The organism is Paenibacillus lactis (genome assembly GCF_017873605.1).
Taxonomy (GTDB): domain Bacteria; phylum Bacillota; class Bacilli; order Paenibacillales; family Paenibacillaceae; genus Paenibacillus_AQ; species Paenibacillus_AQ lactis.
The window spans coordinates 182,615-207,459 of sequence record NZ_JAGGKI010000006.1; the positions used below are offsets into that span (position 1 = coordinate 182,615).

General features: G+C 49.5%; 16 protein-coding genes and 1 pseudogene. 11 read left to right on the forward strand and 6 right to left on the reverse strand.

What is annotated here, in order from left to right:
* Positions 1-103: 103 nt before the first annotated feature.
* From J2Z18_RS13730 to J2Z18_RS13745, 4 genes are all read left to right on the forward strand, one after another.
* Complete coding sequence (locus J2Z18_RS13730) at positions 104-6,013, forward strand: S-layer homology domain-containing protein (protein WP_210094824.1); 5,910 nt, start codon at positions 104-106, stop codon at positions 6,011-6,013.
* 461 nt (positions 6,014-6,474) lie between these two features.
* On the forward strand, positions 6,475-7,251 hold the full coding sequence (locus J2Z18_RS13735; protein WP_007128186.1) for an SDR family oxidoreductase: 777 nt from the start codon (positions 6,475-6,477) through the stop codon (positions 7,249-7,251).
* Between the two features lie 202 nt (positions 7,252-7,453).
* Positions 7,454-7,684, forward strand: a complete 231-nt coding sequence (locus J2Z18_RS13740) for a hypothetical protein (protein ID WP_007128185.1) — start codon at positions 7,454-7,456, stop codon at positions 7,682-7,684.
* Positions 7,685-7,828: 144 nt separating this feature from the next.
* Positions 7,829-8,389, forward strand: coding sequence for a dihydrofolate reductase family protein (locus tag J2Z18_RS13745; protein WP_007128184.1), 561 nt, complete (start codon positions 7,829-7,831; stop codon positions 8,387-8,389).
* A gap of 6 nt (positions 8,390-8,395) precedes the next feature.
* On the opposite strand, the gene J2Z18_RS13750 is transcribed toward J2Z18_RS13745, so the two are convergent.
* Both J2Z18_RS13750 and J2Z18_RS13755 read right to left on the reverse strand, forming a co-directional pair.
* Positions 8,396-8,737: an MmcQ/YjbR family DNA-binding protein gene (locus J2Z18_RS13750; protein ID WP_007128183.1), complete on the reverse strand. Its 342-nt coding sequence runs from the start codon at positions 8,735-8,737 to the stop codon at positions 8,396-8,398.
* A 166-nt stretch (positions 8,738-8,903) separates the two neighbouring features.
* Positions 8,904-9,518 carry a TetR/AcrR family transcriptional regulator gene (locus tag J2Z18_RS13755; RefSeq protein WP_007128182.1) on the reverse strand — a complete coding sequence of 205 codons (615 nt, stop codon included), beginning with the start codon at positions 9,516-9,518 and terminating at the stop codon, positions 8,904-8,906.
* A gap of 148 nt (positions 9,519-9,666) precedes the next feature.
* Between J2Z18_RS13755 and J2Z18_RS13760 the strand changes: the two are divergent.
* Positions 9,667-10,896: pseudogene (locus J2Z18_RS13760) on the forward strand (MFS transporter).
* Positions 10,897-11,020: 124 nt separating this feature from the next.
* Here J2Z18_RS13760 and J2Z18_RS13765 read toward each other — a convergent pair.
* Entirely contained in the window at positions 11,021-12,247 is a 1,227-nt protein-coding gene (locus J2Z18_RS13765) for a nitrate/nitrite transporter (RefSeq protein WP_007128180.1), read from the reverse strand.
* A 458-nt stretch (positions 12,248-12,705) separates the two neighbouring features.
* Here J2Z18_RS13765 and nirB point away from each other — a divergent pair, with 458 nt between their 5' ends.
* The 4 genes from nirB to paiA all read left to right on the forward strand — a co-directional run bounded on the left by nirB (position 12,706) and on the right by paiA (position 18,298).
* Positions 12,706-14,874 carry a nitrite reductase large subunit NirB gene (gene nirB / locus J2Z18_RS13770; protein WP_007128179.1) on the forward strand — a complete coding sequence of 723 codons (2,169 nt, stop codon included), beginning with the start codon at positions 12,706-12,708 and terminating at the stop codon, positions 14,872-14,874.
* A 33-nt stretch (positions 14,875-14,907) separates the two neighbouring features.
* Positions 14,908-17,046: an assimilatory nitrate reductase catalytic subunit NasC gene (gene nasC, locus J2Z18_RS13775; protein ID WP_007128178.1), complete on the forward strand. Its 2,139-nt coding sequence runs from the start codon at positions 14,908-14,910 to the stop codon at positions 17,044-17,046.
* Between the two features lie 220 nt (positions 17,047-17,266).
* Positions 17,267-17,716, forward strand: coding sequence for a MarR family winged helix-turn-helix transcriptional regulator (locus tag J2Z18_RS13780; protein WP_007128177.1), 450 nt, complete (start codon positions 17,267-17,269; stop codon positions 17,714-17,716).
* 24 nt (positions 17,717-17,740) lie between these two features.
* Entirely contained in the window at positions 17,741-18,298 is a 558-nt protein-coding gene (gene paiA / locus J2Z18_RS13785; RefSeq protein WP_007128176.1) for a spermidine/spermine N(1)-acetyltransferase, read from the forward strand.
* 129 nt (positions 18,299-18,427) lie between these two features.
* On the opposite strand, the gene J2Z18_RS13790 is transcribed toward paiA, so the two are convergent.
* From J2Z18_RS13790 to J2Z18_RS13800, 3 genes are all read right to left on the reverse strand, one after another.
* Positions 18,428-19,777 carry a glycoside hydrolase family 64 protein gene (locus J2Z18_RS13790; RefSeq protein ID WP_007128175.1) on the reverse strand — a complete coding sequence of 450 codons (1,350 nt, stop codon included), beginning with the start codon at positions 19,775-19,777 and terminating at the stop codon, positions 18,428-18,430.
* 285 nt (positions 19,778-20,062) lie between these two features.
* Positions 20,063-20,809 carry an EcsC family protein gene (locus J2Z18_RS13795; RefSeq protein ID WP_007128174.1) on the reverse strand — a complete coding sequence of 249 codons (747 nt, stop codon included), beginning with the start codon at positions 20,807-20,809 and terminating at the stop codon, positions 20,063-20,065.
* Positions 20,810-20,985: 176 nt separating this feature from the next.
* On the reverse strand, positions 20,986-21,939 hold the full coding sequence (locus J2Z18_RS13800) for an AraC family transcriptional regulator (protein ID WP_312889619.1): 954 nt from the start codon (positions 21,937-21,939) through the stop codon (positions 20,986-20,988).
* Positions 21,940-21,969: 30 nt separating this feature from the next.
* Between J2Z18_RS13800 and J2Z18_RS13805 the strand changes: the two genes are divergently transcribed.
* Positions 21,970-23,277 carry an ADP-ribosylglycohydrolase family protein gene (locus J2Z18_RS13805; RefSeq protein ID WP_210094825.1) on the forward strand — a complete coding sequence of 436 codons (1,308 nt, stop codon included), beginning with the start codon at positions 21,970-21,972 and terminating at the stop codon, positions 23,275-23,277.
* Positions 23,278-23,596: 319 nt separating this feature from the next.
* On the forward strand, positions 23,597-24,670 hold the full coding sequence (locus J2Z18_RS13810; RefSeq protein ID WP_007128171.1) for a phosphotransferase enzyme family protein: 1,074 nt from the start codon (positions 23,597-23,599) through the stop codon (positions 24,668-24,670).
* Positions 24,671-24,845: the final 175 nt, after the last annotated feature.

Below are 24,845 nucleotides of genomic sequence, written 5' to 3' on the forward strand. Positions count from 1 at the left end.
CGAACGACTTGTCTTACGTTTACGAAATACTCGATTTCGTTTGATATTCACTTAACCTTCATGCTTTAGGCTTTTAGAGATAAAAAGCATGAAGGAGGAGCACATGAAGCGAAAATGGATCGCCGGATTATTATCCGGCATACTGATCGGCAGCAGCTTTTTTGAGTTTGCGCTTGCAAACACCCCCGCTTATGCAGCCCCTTCGGGAGCGATGCCCGTGTTCATCTCGGAAATTTATCCCGATGACCGGTCGAATCAGCAAACGATCGAGGGCGCAGGCGGGGCCGATCTGTTCGAATATGTTGAGCTTTACAATCATTCGGGGGCACCGCTCTCGTTCAACGATGAGTTCAACATTCGTTACGACTACAATACGGGCGTGAAGACGCTGACGGTAACGGACACGGTTTACGGCAATCCGGATGGAGTGGTCATCCCGGCGGACAGCCCAGCCGTGCTATGGGTGGAACGAACCAGCTCGTCCATAACCGGGGCTGCCGCCGCCCTGACGGAATCCGATTTCCGGCAGTATCATTCGGTTCCCGACCATGTACCGGTATTCAAGCTTCGGGGACAGGATGGCCTCAACAACACGGACCGCGGTTTATACATAACCCGTAAAGGCGATGACGCCGCCGTAATCAGCAGCTTCTACTATACCGCCGAGGATGTCGGCGACGGCAAGAGCGTGCACCTTCAGCCGCCTTCCGGCGGTTCAGGAATGATTCCTTACGCACGGGAAGCAGCGCCTTCCGCCGGTATCATCGATCCGGATCAGTTGTTGCCGCCTGACAATCGCATGCCGGACATCAGTCACACGCCGGTCGCCTCGGCCGACCCGACGCAGCCTCTGACCGTAAGTGCAAGCGTCTATGACGAAGACGGCGATGCGTTAGACGTTAAGCTTTATTACAAAACGGCTGTCAATAACCCATACAGCATGATCGATATGATGGATCGCGGAGGGGATCAATTCGATGCGGTCGTTCCGGCCGATCAGTTGATCGGCGATAAGCTGTATTATTACATAGAGGCAGCGGATGGGCTTCAACGTTCGAGATCCGGGGATTATGAAACGGCGTTAACCGGTGCCGTCGCAGGCGGAGACGTTCCGCGCATCCTCATTACCGAGATTCTGCCGAACCCGGCCGGGGATTACCGATGGGGAAGCGGCAACCAGTACGAATATGTTGAAATCTACAATCATTCGGATCAGGAATTGGACCTCAAGGATTACACGCTCTGGTATCTGTACCCGAATCAGACGGCACCGAAGAGCTGGACGATTCCGGATCATACCGCAATCGAGCCTTACAGCTCAGCCGTCATCTGGTTCGCGAAGGAAGCCATCGCCAACGGCAAGGGATATACAACGACGGCCGACTTCAATCTGCACTTTAACAGCACGCTGAACGATAGCGACATTATTTTCTACGATAATTCAAAAGCTTCCGATTTCAATCTTCCGAATTCGCTGCATCGCGGGCTGGCCATTTCAGCACCGGGTCAGGCAAATTCGTACATCGTGCAGGCCTGGTACGACCCGAGCACGCCCGACAGCCCGGACAGGCTGGTGAACGACGTTCGTAACGCAGTCGTTCGATATGCCTACCCGGATGCAGGAACGACTATGAAAAGACTGGATAACCGGATGTATGCCAATCCTGGCAGCATTGATCCGGGTCAGGTGCCGCCTATAACAGGCGTGGACATGATTGCACCTACGCTTCAGCATGAACAGACCGCCTATAATTTGGGCAAGGGGCAGGCATATGCTGTGACCGTGACCAGCGACGAGCCTCTTGCTTCAGCAGAGGTATTGATCGGAGCAGCCTCCGAGGAGCCGACGACTTTTACGGACAAGCATGCGCTGCAGCTTGCGTCCCAGGAAAACGGACGTTACGTCTACCAAGGCTCGATCACACTGAATGAAACCGGCGTCTATCGTTATATCATCGACGCGGTCGACAGCAGCGGCAATCGTACACGGGTTCCATATAACTCCAGAGGCGGCCTTCTGACCGTTAATGATGAAAGCACGGGGACGGAGCTGCCGAAGACGGGGTTATCCATTGCAAACGGAAGCATGCTTAGCGGGAATGCATCATTCTACGCATACGGCTCCCGTGCCGAGGACGATATCGAGGTTCACTTCGACGGAAATCCGATGCCTCTTCGCAAGGCGCTGCCAGGCAAGGTACAGCTCGGCATGCAGACCCGTGGCATCGATCAGATCTACCAAGCGTCGGCAAGCGCGCTGAACGCAAGCGGAGAGACGGTCTTTTTCGCACGAATCTTGCCCAAATATATCGACGGCGCATGGTCGATGTTCGATATGACACCGGATCTTTTCGTAACCAGTTCGACCGTTTCCGTGCATACAGGAAATGAGAACGCTCCTTATCAAGTCAAAGATCACGACAAGGTATTCGGCAAGAACAACCATGACGATTTCGAAGTGATGAATCTTCATCTCGTGCTTCCGGACGGTTCGGTCGTTAAACCGGATAAGGTGCTGAACTACCTGGGCAATCTGGGGCAAACAACCGTGGATTACCGGGAGGATACCTACTACGGATTCGGTGATGCGGATTACGGCAGCAATCCGAACAAGCCGATGATCAGCGACTTCCGCTTCCCGATTCCGCAGGACAAATTTACGGCAAGATATGCCGAGCTTGACACCGCTACGATAAAGGACGGGATTTATCCTCTAAGCATGTCGATGAACGGACAAGTCTTCCAGTCCATCGACGTGACTGTGGATAATACCGCTCCGGAGATTGAAGGAATATCGTATGGGGAAGGACAGTTGTTGACCGAAGCAATGCAGCTCAAAGGGGCGTTCAAGCTGGATGTGGTCGCTTCGGACCAGTTAAGCGGAGTTGCCGAAGTTACGGCGGAGCTTGATGGTGAGACGATCACGCTTCCTTACGAGACGTCTTCCACGTTGCTTGCGCCGGGCGAGCATATTCTGAAAGTGACCGTACTCGACGGGGCCGGCAATTCGGCGGAGATCACACGCACCTTCATGATTGAAGAGGAGAAGCCTCTTCTTCCGGGCGAAGTTTCCCCAGCCGATTTCGCGGAGAACGTTGGTTTGAATCCGAGCCTGAGAGCTCGGCTCAGCGATCCAAGCGGAGACTCGATGGATGTGCGCTTTTTGGAGGGGGATAAATACGATTTTGCCCGCGCTGACGGAATCGAGGGTCATATCAACGTTGCAGACCGGGAGCCGCCGCTTGTTCTGGAGCCAGACGGCGAGAAGGGGATCGGCAAGGAAGAGGCCGACAAAATGGCTTACCCTGACGGAGATTACCTCACCACGGATACCGATTCCGGATTCCCTTATCATCGATTCGAAGTCCAGCTGGACGAAGCATGGACCGAACAGGATAAGGTAGAGCTGCACTGGGAGGGACGCACGCTTCCGGGACGCATCGTGACGCTGTATGCATGGGATTATGAGACTGGCAAGTGGACAGCGCTGAAGTCGGCCACCGGCGACGATGCCGAATCCGACATCGCCCTGACGGCGGAAGTGGATCCTAAGCGTTATGTGCGAAATGGCAAAATCCAGGCCATGGTGCAGGATGAAGTGAAGAGCGCGAACGCGCCGTTCAACATTTTATGGTTTACGGACACGCAGTATTACGCGGAATCGTACCCGGATATTTTCGATAAACTGGGCGATTGGATCGCGGAAGAATATAAAAAGGGCTTGTTCAGTTATGTCATTCATACAGGTGACATCGTGAACGTGGCTGACGACGAGAAGCAGTGGGCGGTAGCCGACCGCAATCTGAAGAAGCTGGACGAAGCGGGCGTACCGTATGGCGTCCTCGCGGGTAATCACGATGTCATCATTGACGGCGTGGATTACTCCTACTACGGAAAGTATGTCGGGGCCGACCGATACAAGAACAATCCGTGGTATGGCGGCGAAATGGATAACAACCGCAACCATTACGACCTCGTATCGTTTGGAGGCCATGACTTTATTTTCCTGTACATCGGCTTCGGACTTGAAGACACACCGGAAACCATTGCTTGGGCCAACGAGGCGCTGAAGAAGCATGCGGACCGCATAGCGATCGTGGGCATGCACGCCTATCTGGAGAGCAACGGCACCTTGTCAAATATGGCACAGCGCGTGTTTGACCAGGTCATTGCACCGAACAAAAACGTGCAGCTCGTACTAAGCGGGCATTATCATGCCGCGAATAGGGTCGTGAAGACTGTGACGCATCCGGACGGATCGACGAGACAGGTGATCGAAATGCTGGCAGATTATCAGGGTGGGTCGAATGGCGGAAACGGCTATCTGCGCCTGCTTCAATTCGATCCGGTCTCAGGTACGCTGGACGTGGATACGTACTCGCCTTACTTGGACGATTACAATTTCTTTGACGACGCCATCGAGGATTTTACCGAGCCGTTTGCGTTCAGGGACATTCAAAAACGGGTGGCAACCGATTATTTTGCAGTCAACGTGTACAAAAATAAGCTGATTGGCGAGAAAAAAGACGTGAAATCCGGAGAAATTGCCTCAGCCGCATGGAAGGGGCTTGAAGCCGGCAAGACGTATTACTGGTATATGGATATTACCGATGAATTCGGCGCCAAGCAGCTGAGCCCAATCTATCGTTTTACGACCTCGAAGAAAACGTCTCCGCCTGGAGGCGGAAATGACGGCGACGGCAACAATGGGGGCGGTAATAACGGTAATAACGGAAACAACGGAAACAACGGAAACAACGGCAATAACGACGGCAGTAATCAACCAGGCCAAAGCAAGCCAGGTGGAAAACCACCGGCCACTGGGCCTTCCAGACCGGGAACGATTACGGCGCAAATCGCCATAAACGGCCAGAGGGCTCAAGCAGCCGTCAGCGAATCGGAGCTCAGCAGTGCCTTCGAGAGCGTCTCTGCGAACGCGCGTGGAATCAAGACCGTGACGATCCAGCTGGACGAAAGCGCCCGCTCGTTCAACGGCGAAATCGTCATCCAGGTTCCGTCAGCTTACTTGAACCGCAATCACGCGCGGGAACGGATCGAGATCGTTACGCCGCAGGCAACCGTGAAGCTGGCTTCCGATATGCTGAACCGTCTGCCGGATGCAGGGCAGTTCACGGGTATCGTGGTACGGGCGGGTGATCGAAGCCTGTTGTCCACGGACCAGCTTGCCGGGATCGCTAATAGACCGGTCGTTGAGTTGCTGCTGCAAATCGATGGCAAGACGGTGGAATGGCCGGGAAGTACTACCCCAGTATCCGTCTCGCTCCACTATGCAGCCAAGACCGACGAACGAACGGATCAGCTGGTCGCGTGGGAAGTCGATGCGATGGGAGCGATAACCTCTGTCCTGAACGCATTTTACGATGAAGAGCTTCGTGCTCTGACGTTCGAGACAGGCAAGCTTGGCACATATGCGATTGCATATAAGCCGGTATCCTATCGGGATGTGGAACCGGGAAGCTGGTATGCAGACGCCGTCCATTACCTTTCTGCCCGTGACATTATTAAGGGGGCGGGAGGAGGACGGTATCTGCCGCAGAAGGAGATCAGCCGGGCCGATTTCCTGGTCATGGCGATGAACGCCTTCGGCATAAATCCGGAGAATACGGATGAAGACGGTAATTTTGCCGATGCGGGCAGCCGCTACTATACGCCGTATCTATCTACAGCGAAGAAGCTGGGATTTGTCCATGGAACGGGAGATAACCGGTTCAGACCAGGGGACTCGATCACGCGTCAGGATATGGTCGTCATGCTCCATGCGATGATGGAATCGGTTGGCAGCGAGCTGCCGGGCGGAGGAAAGAAGATCGAAAGCTATACCGATGCGAAGGACGTATCCAGTTATGCGAAGGAAGCGATGGACTACATGCTGGATGCCGGAATGCTTCAAGGCACCATTGGAGGCAAGCTGTCACCGAAGTCTGTTACCAATCGGGCCATGGCAGCGCAGCTGATGTACAACTACCTGCTCAGAAGCCGGGAGGCTTCGTAAGAAACGGAGTAAGGGTCGAGCTGGTATCATATGCATATGATGGATTTATGTGTTCGAGCGGGAGGAGCCTCCCGCTCTTTTTTTTGTTGAAGTAAAATTTCAAGGCCCCTTCTCACCGACCGGAAGATCAATCTGACATCTGAAAATCCGTCCCGTTTTTATTAATAACGAATTTACTATCATTCATAATTATGGTACCGTATGAGCATGGAGATGTACGAAAGGAGCATGGACTAAAAATGGCAGATATCCTGTAATGGTGAAGGAATGGAAAGGATATGTTGAACCCTTTTTCATTAAAGGGTCAATTTCCCATTTTTTGTTTAACCATTATTGGATCGCTGGGTTCATGTGCTATAAATACACCGGGCGAATTCCTTTTTAGGTATTCGCTTTTTTAATGGGTGAGCCTACGTCTCCATTAGCACGTCAATCGGCGTTTCCGTGAGGAGATGCGGGGTATGAAACGATTAATGAATAAGATTGCCATTGTTACGGGCGCCAGTCGGGAGATGGGCATAGGTACTGCAATATGCCTGGAATTAGCAAGAGAAGGCGCTGACATCTTTTTCACTCATTGGTCAGCCTATGATCAAGGCATGGACTATTTTGTTAATGAGGATTTGGACTGGGCAGAACATCTAATGGAGGAAATCCGCAGCTTGGGCGTAAGGTGCGAATCCATGGAGTTGGATTTATCGCAGATAGAAGCACCGGAAATACTGCTTAATGAAGTTCAGGAGAAGCTGGGATTGCCGTCCATTCTTGTAAATAACGCAACCCATTCCGTTGATGTTGATTTTCGATCACTCAATGCGGATATCCTCGATGCTCATTATAACGTGAACATTCGAGGAACGTGTCTTTTGACGGTTGAGTTCGCTCGTCGAATTGAAGGCACACACGGTGGCCGAATTATTAACCTGGTATCGGGTCAGGACAAATCACCTCAACCTGGAAATTTGGCTTATGTTTCGACCAAGGGGGCGATTTCCACTTTTACGAAATCCGTTGCTCTCGAATTAGCGCCGCTTCATATCACCGTTAATGCAGTAGACCCTGGACCAACAGACACTGGATGGATGAACGATGAATTGAAAGAATACTTGCTACCGAGATTCCCTATGGGGCGGATCGGTGAACCTAAAGATGCTGCCAAATTAATCGTTTTTCTAGCAAGCGAAGAATCTGAATGGATTACGGGACAGATTATTCATTCCGATGGAGGCTTCTGGTGAGTTCTCCTCAGTGGTTGACTGATTAAAAAATCAAAGCTGCCGGATCCATGGTCGACTCGGCAGCTTTGCCGCGTTATAAGAGATATCAATTAGGAATTGATAGTTACCCGGGTTCGATATACGGATTGCCGCTCCACCCACCCAGTGAAGAGATCCACGCAAGGTTAAGGTTTACGGCGGTATACCAAAAGGAGATAGCAGGATGGCAACCAATCAAACGGTTCGTTTGGCAATTGAAGAATCTATACGATTCCTTGAATCCACTTCGCAATGGGTGACAGCCCACGGTGAACACACCCGCCAGAAATGGGATGGGGCATGGTGGCATATGTCTGTGCTTTATGAAATGGGAGAGGTGAGTCAGATTCCCGAATCTGTGATCGCCAGAGCCAAACATTTACTCGAAACTCAAGTGTGGCAGACTTGGGGATAGCCACGCCTTGCGCCGGAGGAAACTTTTTTCATGCAAAGTCGCTTATCGGCGGCTTTTTTTATTTTCGATGGATACGTTATATGACATTAGATGACATCATTAAGGGCTAGAATAAGTGGTAAATCCCGAAAGGAGAAACAAAGCATGAAACGTAAAATCATTTTAGATTTAGCCGTAACTTTAGATGGTTATATTGAAGGAAAGAATGGGGAAGTAGATTGGTGCATTATGGACCCGGAGATGGGGTTTTTGGATTTCTTGAATCAAATCGATACGATATTGTATGGAAGAAAAAGTTATGATTTGTGGGGCCAATTCACGCCGGATCCGGATCAATCGGACGCTGATCATGAGCTTTGGTCAATCGTTCACAGTAAAGAAAAATATGTGTTTTCCCGGACACAATCAGGAAACGATCATAAAGCAATCTACATCAACGATCATATTCTTGAAGAAGTACATGCAATAAAGAATAAGCCGGGTAATGACATCTGGTTATATGGAGGAGCAAGCCTCATTACAACCTTTATCCAGTTAGGGCTGGTTGATGTATTCAGATTATCGGTTCACCCTGTCGTTTTGGGAGAAGGAAAACCGTTGTTCGTGGATATCAAGCAAAGGTTGAATTTAAAGCTGGTGAATACAAGAACGTTCTCCTCAGGAGTCGTGCAGCTCATCTATCATTTGGATGGAAGCGAAAAGTGAACCGGGTTAACCTCGGGAAGATGTTTTAGTTAAATGATAGCTCTGTTTGATCATGTCATGAATTTCTTCTTCTGGTACGGTGCCGTCAAGAATAATAGAATTCCAATGGTTTTTATTAAGGTGAAAGGCCGGAACTACTGCAGTGTATGCCTGGCGTAAGAACTCGAGCATGCCGGGTTCGCATTTTACATTGATCCAAATAAGATGGTCTTTTTCAAAAATCCAAGCAAAAACTTTATTGTTATCTTGATGCCGAATCACTGTCCAATTTTTATCACGAAATGGTTGATCCTCATACGCATGGCTCAAACTCAAACAGTAATCAATGGCTTCCTGTCTACTTCGCATTCATAACTCCCCCAACCTATAACCTACAAAAATGCCGTGGCTTGTACGGCATTTTTGTATGCACTCCTAATCAACATCAAGCGCAGAACTACTAATAACATAACAAATATGGTTGTCGGGGGACAAGCCGAAGCTGCAAGGAACACGGATCGACACTTGGTTCCTTTCATTTAATCAGACTGTCACGTTCTTTACGTGGGGGTGCTGTGAGTAATGATAACGCTGAGTCGATGCAGCTATCGATCCATTCCCGATTAGGATTGGATTTCTTTAATACCGTTATTCCGATGAAAGCTACCACAAGGGACTGGGCTATCGCCCGATCGTTGATCGATTCGTCGATCTCTCCGGAGCGTATCCCTCGTTTAAGGGCGTCTTCAAACATCGCCGCTAAATATTGTTGATGCTCTCGCGTCAAAATTTCAAACTTCGCATCGTGCGGAGCGAGCTCCACCATCGTATTAATGCAGAAGCAGCCATTCTGCTCAAGGGTTCCGTCAGGGAACGCCCCTTCCAGAAACAAGCGCCTGAAGGCAGTCTTGACACTCGTACTTTCGTTAAGCTTCAAGCGAATGGATTTAGCATGTATTTCGTTATACTTTCGAAGGGCTGATTCAAACAAAGATAATTTGTCTCCAAATGCAGCATATAAACTAGGTTTCTGAATCTTCATTCGAGAAGTTAAGTCAGTAAGTGAAGTCGCCTCGTATCCCTTTTCCCAAAACACATGCATTGCCTCCGTTAAAGCCTGTTGTTCATCAAATTCACGAATTCTAGCCATAACCCCTCCTGATTAAATACCTTTTAGTACATAATATTTTATCGAATAATATTGATTAAATCAAGCAAGTGTTGACATTCATCCATTTCTGTGAGTTAATTGGTCTCAAAATAACATACCGAACGGTACATTTAAGGAGGCTGATTTAATGTCAAGTTCCCCTAAGCTTCGTCCGAATTACACGGAATCACAAGCTCAACTATCGAGCGCGGCGGTTTTTCTTTATGCGGTCATCTGCGGATCGGCAGTAGCAACGGTTTATTTCTCCCAACCTTTGCTCGATATGATGGCTACTGAGTTTGGTATGAATAGATCTATCATCGGTACGGTAGTAACCGTGACCCAGATTTGTTATGCGTTTGGGTTATTGTTCTTGGTGCCGTTAGGGGATATGTTTAATCCGCGTCGGCTTGTAACGGGGATGATCGTGTTATTATCGATCGCATTAAGTATCGTCGCATTAGCTTCAAAACCTTGGTTTCTATTCCTCGGCTTGGGGACGGTTGGATTCCAGGCTGTAGTTGCACAAGTGCTTGTTGCTCTTGCCTCTGATCGAGCACCGCAATACAGACGTGGCCGCACGATTGGAGTTGTTACTAGTGGAATTGTAATAGGGATACTACTGGCCCGTACCTTCTCGGGCACCTTAGCGGATATGAACGGATGGCGTTCCGTATATATCGTCTCGGCAGTGATCATGATCTCATTGGCTTTTGTGTTCCTAACCGTTACACCCGATACAAGACGTCCGCCAAGTAAGAACTCGTACAGGGAAGTACTCCGCTCCATAAAAGATTTATTCGTACAAATCCCCCTATTGAGAATTCGCGGCCTCCTTGCCTTCTTCATTTTTTCGGACTTTAGTATTCTATGGTCCTCAATGGTTTTGCCGATGAGCTCCCCTCCACTTTCGTTCAGCCACAGCGTAATTGGATTGTTTGGACTCGCAGGTGCAGCGGGGGCGTTGGCCGCGAGCAGCGCCGGGCGACTGGCAGATCGGGGATTAGTACAACGGACAACAGGAATCGCGTTGTTGCTGTTATTGTTCGCATGGCTCCCAATCGGGTTACTACTGCATTCCATGTGGCTTTTCATCATAGGGATCCTTATGTTGGATTTCGCAGTGTAAGCGATTCACGTTACCAATCAAAGCATGATTTTAAGTGTTCGTCCGGAAGCAAGGAGCAGGTTAACTGCCGGGTACATGGTCTTTTATTCCTTTGGAAGTGCAACGGGTGCAATCGCGTCAACCTGGATTTATTCTTGGGCAGGGTGGTTCGGCGTGTGCATGCTGGGGGTTCTAGTTAGCATGATCGCCTTGATATTTTGGGCTTGTACTTTGAATACGTCCGATTGTTCTCTTAATAATCAGCAATAAATTGAAGGTAGTCTTTAGGAGGACTAAACATGACTACGTTCCGCCATATAAAAAAATGAGCAAAACAACACAATTCCACGTAGTTGTTCTGCTCAATGTGCTGTACGTATGGCTAATTCCGAGATTAAACCTTAGCCGATCCGGTTTGCGGGCCGGATGGCACACTGCGGAGCCAGCTGCGGCGCCATTTCAGCTGCATTACGATCGTAAGCGTCAACGAAGCCGCCGCGATAAAGCTTAAAATGATGAAGCCTGTGGCGTATGAGCCTGTCGCTTGGTACAATCGCCCTAGAATCAGCGGCAGCGCATAGCCTCCAAGTCCACCGGCAGCGCCGACGATCCCGGTAACCAGGCCGATCTCGCCGGCAAACCGTTGAGGGACGAGCTGAAATACGGAACCGTTACCCGCTCCCAGACACATCATGCCGATAAACAGAAGGGTGACAACGACCCAAAGAGGAGGCAGGAAGGAAACACCGATCAGCATGATCGCGGCACCGGCATAGAGAATCATCAGCATGCGGGAGCCGCCGATTCGATCGGCGAGAAAGCCCCCAACTGGGCGGAAGAAGCTCCCTGCGATGACGCAGATCGTTGTAATGTCTGCAGCCTGAACCGCAGAGAGACCGTACTGAGTGTTAAAGAAGATCGTCAAATAGTTGGCGAGCCCGACAAAGCCGCCAAAGGTCACGCAGTACAGGGCGCAGAATACCCAAGCATCGCGTTGTTTAAGGACATGACCATATTCGGACAGCCGTTTGGGGGCAGGGCGATTCGGACTGTTGCGGGCAAACAGCGAGAAGTAAATGAATACCAGCACAATAGGTATGATGGCAAGACCGAACACAATCTCCCAGCTTCCGAAATGCTGGGCTAGACGATTGGCGAACAGCGTTGCAAGGACGGTACCGCTGTTCCCGGCCCCCGCAATCCCCATCGCCAGGCCTTGATGTTCCTTGGGATACCACTGACCAGCGAGAGGGAGCGCTGCGGCAAACGATGCTCCCGCGACCCCGAGCAGAACGGCAACGACGTACAATTGATCGAGTGAATCTACCCATAACCAGCCGAGCAACAGAGGGATCAGGGTGACAATCATTCCAATCTGAGCGGTGAGTTTGGGGCCGAGACGGTCAGCCAGGAAGCCTAATACAAGTCTGAGGATCGAGCCGCCCAGAACGGGCAGCGCAACCAAATTTGCCTTCTGAACCGGATCCATCGGATAATCCGCGGCAATGATAACCGCAAGCGGCCCGAGCATGCCCCAAATCATAAAGCTGATATCGAAATACAGAAAAGCGCCGAACAGGGAGGGCTTATGCCCGCTTTGCCAAAAACCTTTCCTCTCCATGACTTTCACTCCTCATCCAAATGTGTTCTTCTCTGTTCTCTTTGCTTCATGAAGCCAAATCGCAAAATCCCCAGCCGCAGGCAAAAAAGGCCGCAAGTCGCTCTTTCCCAGAACGATTCGCGGCCACATTGCCCATGACGAAAAACACGTCATTGTGTCTTTCGTCTAACTATTCAGCTGATTTGATGTTCACATTATAGACAGGAGGGGGAAATGGTGTCAATATACATAACACAAAAGTTTAAAAAAATTTAAATTTATAAATTTACTACTCTCAAAATGTAATATATATTGACATTATAATCGACATGAACTAATCTGTATTTAACATAATAATCGAAGATCGGCACAATGCTGTGCCAGTTTTGAGGCAATGACGCCCTTTCCCTGCGTGCAGGGGGAGGGCATTTTTGTATTATTCTCACATGAAGATGACATGACTTGAATGGAGGAATAACATGCAGCGAAAGAAACTTATAGTCGTCGGGAATGGCATGGCGGGGATAAAGTGTGTTGAAGAAATCCTAAAGCTTGCTCCGGAGCACTTTGATATTACGATCTTCGGAGCCGAGGCCTTTCCAAACTATAATCGGATCCTCTTATCCAAAGTCCTGCAAGGTGAACATGCGCTGCAGGATATTATTCTGAACGACTGGTCCTGGTATGAGCGGCATGGGATCCGCTTGTTGGCCGGTCAGCCCGTTCGTCATATCGATGCCAAACGACGTTTCGTCGAGACAGCCTCCGGCCTACGCGCAACGTATGATGCATTAATCCTGGCAACCGGCTCATCTCCATTCATACCGCCTATCCCAGGGACGGATAAGGAAGGGGTTATATCCTTTCGAACGATCGACGATTGCGAGAGAATGTCCGAAATGTCCAAATCCTATAGAAAAGCGGCTGTCATTGGCGGAGGGCTGTTAGGCTTGGAAGCAGCTCGCGGGCTGCTTCATCTTGGTATGGAGACCCAAGTGGTTCATAACGCACCCTATATCATGAATCGACAGCTGGATCGCGTCGCTGCGGATATGCTTCAGCGAGAACTCGAGAGCCAAGGGATGCAATTTTATTTGGCGAAAAACACCACGCGAATTACCGGCCGAACAAGGGCGCAGGGGCTTCGGTTTATGGACGGAACGCGGCTTGATGCGGATGTGGTCGTCCTCGCTGTGGGGATCAGGCCGAACATAGAGCTGGCCCAAAGAAGCGGCATTCTAACGCGGAGGGCGATTGTCGTAGATGACTTCATGAGAACAAGCGATCCGAACATTTTTGCCGTGGGGGAATGCGCGGAACACCGGGGAGTAAGTTACGGCCTGGTGGCCCCCTTATATGAGCAGGGGAGAGTGCTTGCCCGCGTCATCTGCGGACACGAGACTGAGCCCTATAACGGGTCGATCCCGTCCTCCCAGCTTAAAATATCGGGTGTAGATGTTTTTTCCGCCGGCGTAATCTCGGGTGAAGGCGTAGAAACCGCTGTTCAGAACTATGATGCCGTTTGCGGCACATACAAAAAAGTAACCATGCACAACGGCAAGATTGCCGGGGCAATTCTGTTCGGGGATACGGCGGAAGGAGCTGCATTGCTGGGATTTGTGGAACGGGGCGCGGCCGTAGCAGAGCTACTCCCGCGTGAGCGTGCTGCCAGCCCGGCGGAAGCGGCGGCTGAAGCGCTGCCGGACCATGAAACGGTGTGCGCTTGCAACCGTGTCAGCAAAGCGGCGATCATTCATGCCATAACCGACCACGATTTAACAAGTGCCGAAGAAGTAAAGGCGCATACCAAAGCATCCGCTTCTTGCGGCGGATGCCGGCCTATGGTGGTTGGAATTGTCCTATATATGAAAAACAGTAAAACGAAGGATAAGCCGCAGAAACAGAAAGCAGTCGGAATGCCGGCGGAAGCTCCTATATGTGATTGTACGGTTCATGGTCATTCTTCAATGAAGCAAACCATTACTGACGCGGTGAATCAAGGCTGCCGTACCATCCCGGACATCATGTCGCAACTGGGCTGGAAGAAGGCGGGCGGATGTACTATATGCCTCCCGGTCATACGATTCTATCTGGAAATGGCGGGCGTTGTTAACGATGAAGAGAGGATAGCGGCTAGGAAGGCACAAAGCCATGTTTTTTATGCAGATCAATCGTATTATCAGGGCGTGCGGATACGTATTGACGATGGGGAAGCTTCCGAATCGGTCGCGGCTGGCATCCAGCGCATTGGGGAAAGGCTCCGCATCAGCTGGCAAGATGTAACGCTTCCTTATCCGGTAAGTGCCGGCGTGTCATATGGGACAGGGTCGCCCATTGGAATTCTGGTCCAGGGGATCGGGATCTCAGCTTCCCCCGCAGGTTGGGAGGTGTATCTCGGCGGACATGCGGAGCATCCTGTCCGTGAAGGACAGCTGATCGGTGTTGCAGAGCAAGAGGAAGACATCGTTCGTCTCGTATCCGCTTGCCTGCAGTGGTATCGGCAGAACAGCTTCTACGATGAACCGCTGTGGGCGTGGGTGGAACGTACGGATGTCCTTGCGATCCGGGAGATTATGCTTGACGATGATATGCAGCGTGAGCTTGCAGAAAAGCTGTCGCGACGTTCGTTGAAAGCTTATGCCGGTTAGACGGAGGAGAAATCGAGGGAGAGGTGGTCTAAGATGGTTTATACGGATTTGGATATAGAGAGAGCTCCTGCCAAGGTAGAGACTCAATGTCCTTTTTGCAGTGTACAGTGTAAGATGACGGTTACTGAAGTGGAGGAAGGCGTTCCGGGTCAGCGACGGACTGCCTACCAGATTGAAGGCGTGCCAAACGCTGCCTCCGAGGGCAGGGTCTGCGTCAAAGGCATGAATGCGCATCAGCATGCTGTCCACTCGCAGCGGTTGCTGGAACCACTGATCCGTGTCAACGGCGAGCTCGTTTCTTGTTCCTGGGACGAGGCGATTCACGTGATAAGCCATCGGCTAATGACGATTACAGACCAGTACGGTCCTGATGCGAATGCCGTATACGGCGGTGGATCGCTGACCAACGAAACGGCCTATTTGCTCGGCAAATTTGCCAGAGTGGCGCTCGGCACGAAATATATCGATTATAACGGTCGTTTCTGCATGTCGGCTGCGGCCTCTGCTGGGAGTAAAACCTTTGGGATTGACAGGGGGCTGACGTTCAGGCTGGCCGACATTCCTCTGGCGCGCTGCATTGTCCTCGCCGGTACCAATATCGCGGAGTGCCAGCCAACGCTGCTGCCTTATTTTAACCAGGCGAAAGAGAACGGAGCGAAGATCGTGGTCATCGACCCGAGGAAAACGGCAACAGCCGCCATTGCGGATATTCACCTGCCGATCAGACCGGGTACGGATGCGTTGCTGGCTGATGCCATGCTGAAGATCATCATGGATGAGGGCTTCGTGGATGAGGCATTTATCCGAGCCAGGACAAATGGTTATGATGGGCTGAGAGCCTATATGAACGGGTTCGATTTGAATCGGGCTGCCGATCTATGCGGACTGGAGCTGGAGCAGATCCGGGAGGCAGCCAGATCCTATGGCATGGCAGGCACAGGAATGATTTTGACCGCCCGAGGGGTAGAGCAGCAGACGGATGGCCATCTTGCGGTTCGGCATTTTCTGAACCTGGTCTTAGCCACAGGCAAAATCGGCAGGGAAGGCTGCGGATATGGAGCCGTCACCGGGCAGGGGAATGGACAGGGCGGAAGAGAGCATGGGCAAAAGGCAGATCAGCTGCCTGGCTACAGATCGATCGAGAATGAGGAGGACCGTAAGTACGTTGCCTCCGTATGGGGTGTTGAAGCTTCAAGCTTACCTGGAAAAGGCGTCTCGGCCTATGAGATGATGGAGCTTGTTCATCAGGGCGAGATCAAGTCTCTCTTCGTGATGGGATCCAATCCCGTGGTTTCGAATCCGAACGCCGGGCATGTGGTGGAAGGCTTGAAGAGTCTTGATCTGCTGGTGGTTGCCGATATGTTCATGTCCGAAACGGCCCAATTGGCTGACATCGTGCTGCCGGTGACCTCCTATTTGGAGAATGAAGGGACACTGACCAATCTGGAGGGGCGGGTCCTTCTGCGGGAAGCCGGCCGTGAGCCTCCCGGTGAGGCGCGCCATGACTGGATGATCCTCTGCTCCATAGCAGACCAACTGGGAAAAGGACTGTACTTTCGCTTCAACGGGCCTGAAGAGATATTTAACGAGCTGAGGCTGGCGAGCAAAGGCGGAGTTGCTGATTATTACGGCATCACGTATGACCGATTGCGCAGGGAGGAAGGGGTGTACTGGCCTTGCCCCTCTACCGAAGAGGCTGGGGTCGGCTTACTGTTCCAGCAATCGTTTGCCCACCCGGACGGGAAGGCAGTTTTCAACATAACAGAAGGAGAGCGCTGGGGAGGAGTGTCCGAGGAATACCCGCTAATCCTGACCAATGGACGCGTATTGTCCCATTATCTGACCGGGGTGCAGACCCGGAGAAGCACCTCTTTGCTTGCACGCGAGCTGGAGAATTTCGCAGAGATTCACCCGACTACCGCACAGCGTTATCGGGTCCGTGACGGCGAGTGGGTCGAAGTTGTGTCGGAGCATGGCTCATTTACGGTCCGCTGCAGAGTTGGAGACTCTATTCGGCAAGATACCCTGTTTGTCCCTATGCATTGGGGCGGGGTACAGAACGTCAATCATGCTACCCGGCCGGAGCTGGACCCGTTCTGCAAAATGCCCGGCTTCAAGACCACTGCCGTTCGTATTCGGTCTTTAAAGCAGGCAAACAGCCTGGAAGGATAAGCGGTTAAGAACAAAGCGCCTACATTGATTATAATTCGCCTCTATTACGATGTCACAAATCAGCTTCTATCAATCTAATGACCATTTCGATGAATCAGAGCATCTCATCGAAGTGGTCATTATTTTGTCGTTAATTGTTGCAAATGCAGCATTATTCGATTAAACTAAATAAATACTTTTGTTGCAATTGCAACATATTGAGAACGAGGGAGTCAATTGGATGGAAATTCTTCGAGAGATTGGAATGATTGCAAGAGCATTGGATTCGATTAGCAATATGGAATTTAAAGAATATGACCTGACCAAAGGACAGTATTTGTACCTTGTGAGGGTATGTGAAAACCCAGGAATCATTCAAGAGAAGCTCGCTGAGATGATAAAAGTAGACCGCACAACTGCAGCCCGTGCCATCAAGAAGCTTGAGCTTCACGGCTTCATTGAAAAGAAGGAAGATCATCATAATAGAAAAATCAAACGGCTCTTTCCAACGGAGAAAGGGAAACATGTGTATCCTTTTATAAAGAGAGAACATGATTACTCCAATGGGGTTGCATTAGATGGGTTATCCGAAAACGAAGCAGAAACTCTGTTCAATCTCTTGCAGAGGGTCAGAAAAAATGTAGAGAAAGACTGGGAGTTTGTTAAAAAGGGCAACAAGAGATTGTATTGATTTATCAAAGGGAGGAGAGATCGATTGACGATCCATATAAGAAAATGCACCTTAGAAGACCTGGAAATACTTCAAGATGTTAGTGTTGAAACATTTAATGAAACATTTAAGGATCAGAATTCACCTGAAAATATGAAGGCATATTTAGACAAAGCATTTAACTTAAACCAATTAGAACAAGAGATAAGCAATAGCTATTCGGAGTTCTATTTTATTTCTTATAATGGGGAAATCGCCGGGTATCTAAAGGTAAACACCGAAGAAGCGCAAACGGAATTGATGGGCAATGACTCGCTTGAAATCGAGAGGATTTATATCAAGAGCCGCTATCAAAAACATGGGCTTGGCAAGCTTCTGCTCAATAAAGCCATGGAAGTCGCGGCGGAACGCCATAAACGGAAGGTTTGGTTAGGCGTTTGGGAACGAAATGAAAATGCTATTGCTTTTTATAAGAAAATGGGGTTTGTTCAAACAGGTTCCCATTCCTTTTATATGGGGGACGAAGAACAGAGGGATTACATTATGACCAAAACAAGCATGGAACGCTTCAAACGAGATTATAGCACTGAAGCTGAGCTATAACTAGCAAAAGGGCGCCAAGATGGGTGCGGCTTGTCTGTACGGCTTAGGCAACGTTTTAATGGTATAACAACAAAAACGATGACCTATGTCATCGTTTTTGCTTTAGATCTAACAGATTTGATTGATCATTTACCATCCTACACGAATAATCAGGCCCTTCGGATCGCCCACTTCGAGATAAGCAGCTTGGCCGTTGACATCATCATATGCAAATCCATAGGCCAAGCGGTTAATGCTGTGGTCGTGCCAGAATTTTGCGTAATAATTAGCCGGAGCGGCTTGAAAGTAATTTGACACGTTATTCCAGTCGCTCGTCGTATATACATGGCGATTGATGGCTGCGCACGTTGCAGCATCCGTCAAAGCGCCGTCGCACCGGAAAATATCCTGCGTACTGTACGGTGCGTACCCGGCGAAATAGTTGGCATTCGCGCCTCCCTGGGCGAAAGAGCCGTGAATTGGCGCTACAATGCGATATGGAGCTTGAACGGTTGCCAGCGATTTGAATTCGGCAGGAACCTCGGCCTGGAATTTGGCGAAAATTCCGCTTCGAGTCTCGGATTCAAGCTCACCTACGGTTTGGTCAAAAGAACCTGATTTGTTGACTAGCCGATGCTGGATCGGAAAACCGAACCCATCCACGCGTGTCGTATTGCCGTGATAGCCTGCCTGGTCAACCGTGAATTCAACGAAATCGAAAATGATATCGCGGTTTGGATCCGTTGGATTGTTCAGATCGGGACCGGCAAATCCGTGATCGAAGGTTTTCAAGTACATTGGGGAACCGACGCTAAGAAACATTCGGCCTGAAGTAATCTGAGGCAAGGTGATCCAGGAAGCATCGCTGACCTTGTGGTAAATGTTGGCGTAATGGATGCCGTTCTTGGTTAAGTGGCCTGGCGCATCATTCAAGGCGCTCGAGATGGGGATCAGATTGCCACTCAGGTCCAGGTAGCTCCAACGACCGTTCACGGGATTGATGCCGAGGACGCCCCAGTATATTTGCTGGTCGGTGTAAGCGCCATGGGTCCCGTTCATGATCTTTACGGAGACGGCACCGTTTGGCGGCATGGGAATCGAGGATGGGAGAATGTCATATATGGAACCGGATGAAGGGGGATCTGGCGTGGAACCAGCGGTGTACGTAAAGATATTGGTGTCGTAGGCTGGGGTTCCGTTATTATAAGTAAACCAATACGCAATGACGTTGCCAGCGGCTATGCCTGTGATCGCTTGTTCGTATCGGGATTTGCCAGCGTTGTACGCCATTCTCAAATTTTGCTGCACGCCGTCATTCACTTTGTAATGAACATCCACCCAACTCGTGTTGACGGACGATTTGAACCATATGGTAGCTGTGCTTCCGGATCGTTCGACGCCCTGCGTGTAGTCTGCGGCTTCCGCCTTCGTACCGAAGAAGGTACTGCACGTCAGCAGCAACGACAGAATCAGCAAATAAGACAATCCCTTTCGAATCATTAAAAGTTCCTCCTTTAATTTGGGGATAAAGTCAACTTTGCAATTGGGCTTGAAACGGCATCACTCCTTTGTTTTACCGAGGTATTCGGCTGTTGATTGCTGTGAATGCGGTTACAAAAATGATTATAATTCCGTTTACCAAAATATAGGAGTCTTGGAATTTCGGGATGGGGTTCACAATTTCGGATGGAGTTTGAGCGTTACAATAGCAGGCAATTTTTAAGGCAGCTAATCATACAGATTAGCTGCCTCTATTGTCATGACATCTGGCAAATGAAAGGGGATTTAACCCACAATTACGAAATCATCGTGCAATCTACGAAGGCGGTAAGCATTCATGGCGGATTCACGCAGCTCCTCAAGAATGGTGTAATTTGCCCAGGCGCCTGCGACAGCGCCGATCCCAGGCACCATCTGCAGCATTTTCCGGAAGTCCATGGCGTCCCGATACTCGATCTGAAATGTCTCCCAGTCCATATTGCGGGCGTACTCGGTGTCGGACATCCATTGTTCCTTTTCGATATGCCAATGCTTGACGGATTCGAGCAGCCGCGCACGGTTCCCCGGTCCCGAGAACGTCATTTGGAACACCTTGAGAATGAATACCCGCTCAGAGAAATGCTTGGTGTCATAGCCGTAAACATGAGCCAGCTCGAACAGAAATTTCATCTTGATCGCAATTAAAGCGGGAAAGTCCACCATGCTAAGCATAATGCCGCCAGCTCCCGTTCCAGCCCCTTCGGCAACCGCAATTTTTTGGTACAGGGCAAATAATTCCTGCGCTTCTTGATCCGCAGCCTCGAGTTCCAAAGTACGCTCCACCTGCCGACTCGGCGTATATTCCGCGCCGAACAATGCCGTGCGCACGATCGATCGAATGGTGGTCGTTATGATATTGTGCACCTTCGGGGGAATCCAATGATTAATTCGATTGCCGATTGTTTTCGATGTTTTTTCCAGCCATCCCGGCGGTCTGAACATTTTGTGTTCCCAGTCGGCAATTTCCCTCTGTACTTTATGTTCGTAGCTCATGCTCCATCGCTCCTCCAACATACTTGGCAAAATTATAACGAATATATCCATGATTCGAAACCGTCCGCAGGAGGTAGCGGACCTCGACTAAAGTCCAGCATCGCATCGAAGATAAAGATTGCTGATTGTGGGCAGGGTTCTGTATAGAGGTTCGATTGTTTCTGATCGTGCGAAGGTCATTGACGTTTCATCGCTCGCCACTTGGATGGAGAGACCCCCATCCTTTGCTTGAAATGCCGGTTAAAGCTGGATAGGGTAGCGCAGCCTACCTGTTCCGAAATATTCAGAATGCTGTTGTCAGTATGGCACAGCAATGCGGAAGCCATCTGCATTCGAACATGAATCAGGTAATCGAGCGGAGCCATTCCCATACAGGAGCGGAACGTACGGCGGAAATGGGTGACGCTGAGATTGCAAGCTGCCGCCAACGCATCGATTCCTATCGGCTCCATATAATGCTGTGAGATGTACTCCAGTGATTTAGAAATTTTGTTCATGGAAGCCCGATCAATCGCTTCAGCTTCAAACGCTTGGTCAGACAAAGGGTTGATGATTCTGTCAATGAGGGTTATCAGGCTCCAAACAGAGCTTCTAACGGCGGATTCATACCCCGTCATCTGCTGGCCCAATTCTTTCATAAGGAATTCCGCCATTAACGAAATCTCGGGAGCGTCGCTGGGATTGACGATATTCGTAAACCGTGAGTATCCAGGTGGAGCTGACTCATTCCATGCTTGAGGACATACAGTGCCGAGAAGCGTTTTTGGATCCAAGAAGCAAAAATGCCAGCGGCTTACCTGACCTTTTACGCTTTGGGCAAGATGGAGCTGGCCCGGAAAAATAATACACACATCGCCTTTTGAATAGGGCAGTATTTTTTCTTCTACGATAAACACGCCCGAGCCTTCGCAGCAATATCCGATCTCCAAGCAATTATGATAGTGCAAATAGGTGATATCAGCATCTCTCTGGATAAAATTCTCGATCCAATCTACAGGAAACCTTGGTGGAAGTAGATACGGCTGAGAAATTACTTCATATGAGGTTGGTCGTTTCTGCATAGTTTTTGGTTCCTTTTCAGCAGAATTGTCATCTGTTTTATTATAATCTGGATTTGAAAACGAATACACTAGGAAAGCAAAAGCGGAAGGAGATTTGATATGGCGTATCCGGCGGAACCGAAATTGAACGAGCTGGCCACGAGAATCATTGAATACGGGCGTTTGGCTCATGAATACGGTGCAACTGACGTTTCCGACGTCTTGTTGGAAGTGGAACGGGCGATGAAGGCTTCTCTTCAAAAAATGCAAGATCTGCCTGTCGACGAGGCGCTTGCTTCGCAAGAGCCGAATGATCTGAAGGGGATTCAAGCGTTACGGTCTGACGGACCCCGAAGAATGTGGAAATCGTTCGATAAGACTGTTTATAAAAATAAGCTGGAAGGTGCTATGCTGGCTCGATTCGCCGGATGTACGCTCGGAGCTCCGGTGGAACTATGGGGAGTCGATGAAATGAAGAGCTGGGCCGAGTATATTGGCGATCATTTCCCGCCGCAGAACTATTGGTCCAAAGCGAAGACTCCAAACCATCTGCGATATGGGAAGAGCACTTTCTATGAATATACCCTTGAAGGTCTGAATTGCGTTCCGGTTGACGATGACGTTACGTACACGATCCTGGGACTGCTCATTGCCGAGGAGCATGGGACACATTTTACCACGGAGGATGTGGGGAAGAGCTGGTTGAAATATTTGCCGTATGCCTGCACAGCTGAGGAAGTCGCCCTTCTTAACTTGAAGGCAGGCAGGACGGCGATGGAAGCGGCGGATGTGAACAATCCGTACTGTCAATGGATCGGCGGAGACATTCGATCCGACCCGTGGGCCTATATCGCTCCCGGAATCCCCTCGAAAGCCGCGGAGTATGCGTACCGCGACGCCTACTTGAGCCATCGAAGGAACGGCATCTATGGCGAAATGTTTTTCAGCGCCGCGCAAGCTGCCGCCTTCGAGGTTGATCATCCGGTAGATGCTCTGCGCATCGGGTTAACTGAAATTCCTAGAGGGTGCAACCTATATAAGGATATTGAATGGGCGCTCTCCATCGGAAAGGATATCCGGAATTATGCAGAAGCCAGGGAGGCTGTGAACAATCGTTTTAAAGGTATGCACAGCGTTCATACGAACAACAATGCTTGCTTGACCGTATTCGGATTAATGATCGGAGGGACGGACGTGTCCAAGGTCATATCGGAGACAGTGGCGATGGGGCTGGACAATGATTGCACGGCCGCGACCGCGGGCAGCATTGTCGGTGCGATCGTCGGCAAGGAGGGGGTGCCTGCCCATTGGTACGCGCCATTCCATGATACAGTAAAGACGTATATGATCGGGAAGGAGACATTCAAGATCAGCGATCTGGTAGAGAGATTTGCCGCAGTAGCGGAGCAAACATTTAACGATGCTTAAGCGAGGATCCATTTACGAGGGTAAGAGCATAACTCACATAAGAAACCGCGAATATCGCGGTTTCTGCTTGTTTTAGAAGACGATTATTTGATTATGAGCTTACTTGCTGATCGCCTTCGAAGAATAACTAAAACCATTTTCCCCCTTGTGATCTTCCGTATTTAGCGTTTACCCTGTAAGTAGCTGAGCAGATGAATAGTGCTATGCATGATGAGTAATAATCCGAATTTGATATTCAAACTTCATGTAACAAGGAAATATGAATACACACACTGCAGTTAAATACTAAATAGATTATCAGTTAAAAAGGAGAGATGCTATGAATTATAACGAGGTTTTGCAAATCATGGATGCACACTTACTTCCATCCGTATTGGAATTGTACGGGTTGGAGGGCTATGAAATCCAGCTGATTCCACCCCATGAAGGAGGGCGGAATGTCGTTTATGCCTTTGAGAAAGAAGGAGCCGACGCAAAAATACTGCGAATCGCTTTCTTACCTGACAGAAGCCGGGATGATTTTCTGGCCGAGGTTGAATATATCCGCTATTTATTTGAGCACGGAGGCAGCGTCTCCAATGTAATCAGCTCCCGGAATGGGAATCTGCTTGAGGAGATTACCCATAATCAGCATCCCTTTTTTATCTGCCTGTTTGAAAAGGCTAGAGGAAAAATGCTTGCGGAAAATCATTATCGTTACCGGGAAGGAGCTCCTATATCCGAATACTATTACAACTGCGGTAAAGTCTTAGGGAAGCTGCACCAATTATCAAAAGAGTACACACCTGTCCACCGCAGGCATCATTTTTCCGACAAATTCAATGCCGAATATATCGATAAACTGATTCCTGACTCCCTATTTCTGCTGAAGAAGAAGCTGGTTGAGCTCCTTCATGCTTTAGAAGGATTGGACAGAGGCCATGAGACTTACGGTATGATCCATTTTGATTACAACGATGGGAATTATTCGATCGATTTTGATACCGGGCAAATCACGGTATACGATTTCGATAATTCATGCTTCGGCTGGTACATGTATGACTTGGCAAGTGTCTGGGGAAACGGAGTAGGCTGGATCCAGTTCGAACCAGACGCCGGTAAACGTAAAGCCTTTATGGATGATTACTTTAAAACGGTCCTTGAGGGATACAGATCCGAGACCAAGCTGGAAGATTCGATGCTGGATCAGCTCCGATTATTTATACAGGCGTGTGTCATGGAAAATATTGTGGATGCATTCGAAGTGATGAAAAACACCGGCGAGGAACCGGACTGTGATGAGCGGCTTTCGTATTTTATAAAATGCATGGAAGACGATATCCCGTATGAAGGATTGTTCCATGAGATCTATTCGTGTGAAGAACCCTTTGAATATGAGGAACGTAAGATATAAGTCGATATTGTAGCGAACTCAAAATAAAATATGAAGACGGAAGATATATGATTTTAGTGAAATTTTGGAGCACACCCCCCAATCATAATTTGGGGGGTGTTTTTTTGCGAGTTTATCGAATGTTAATCATTTCGATATGAACTGTTAATTTCTTTCTGGCCAGCTCTTAAGATCA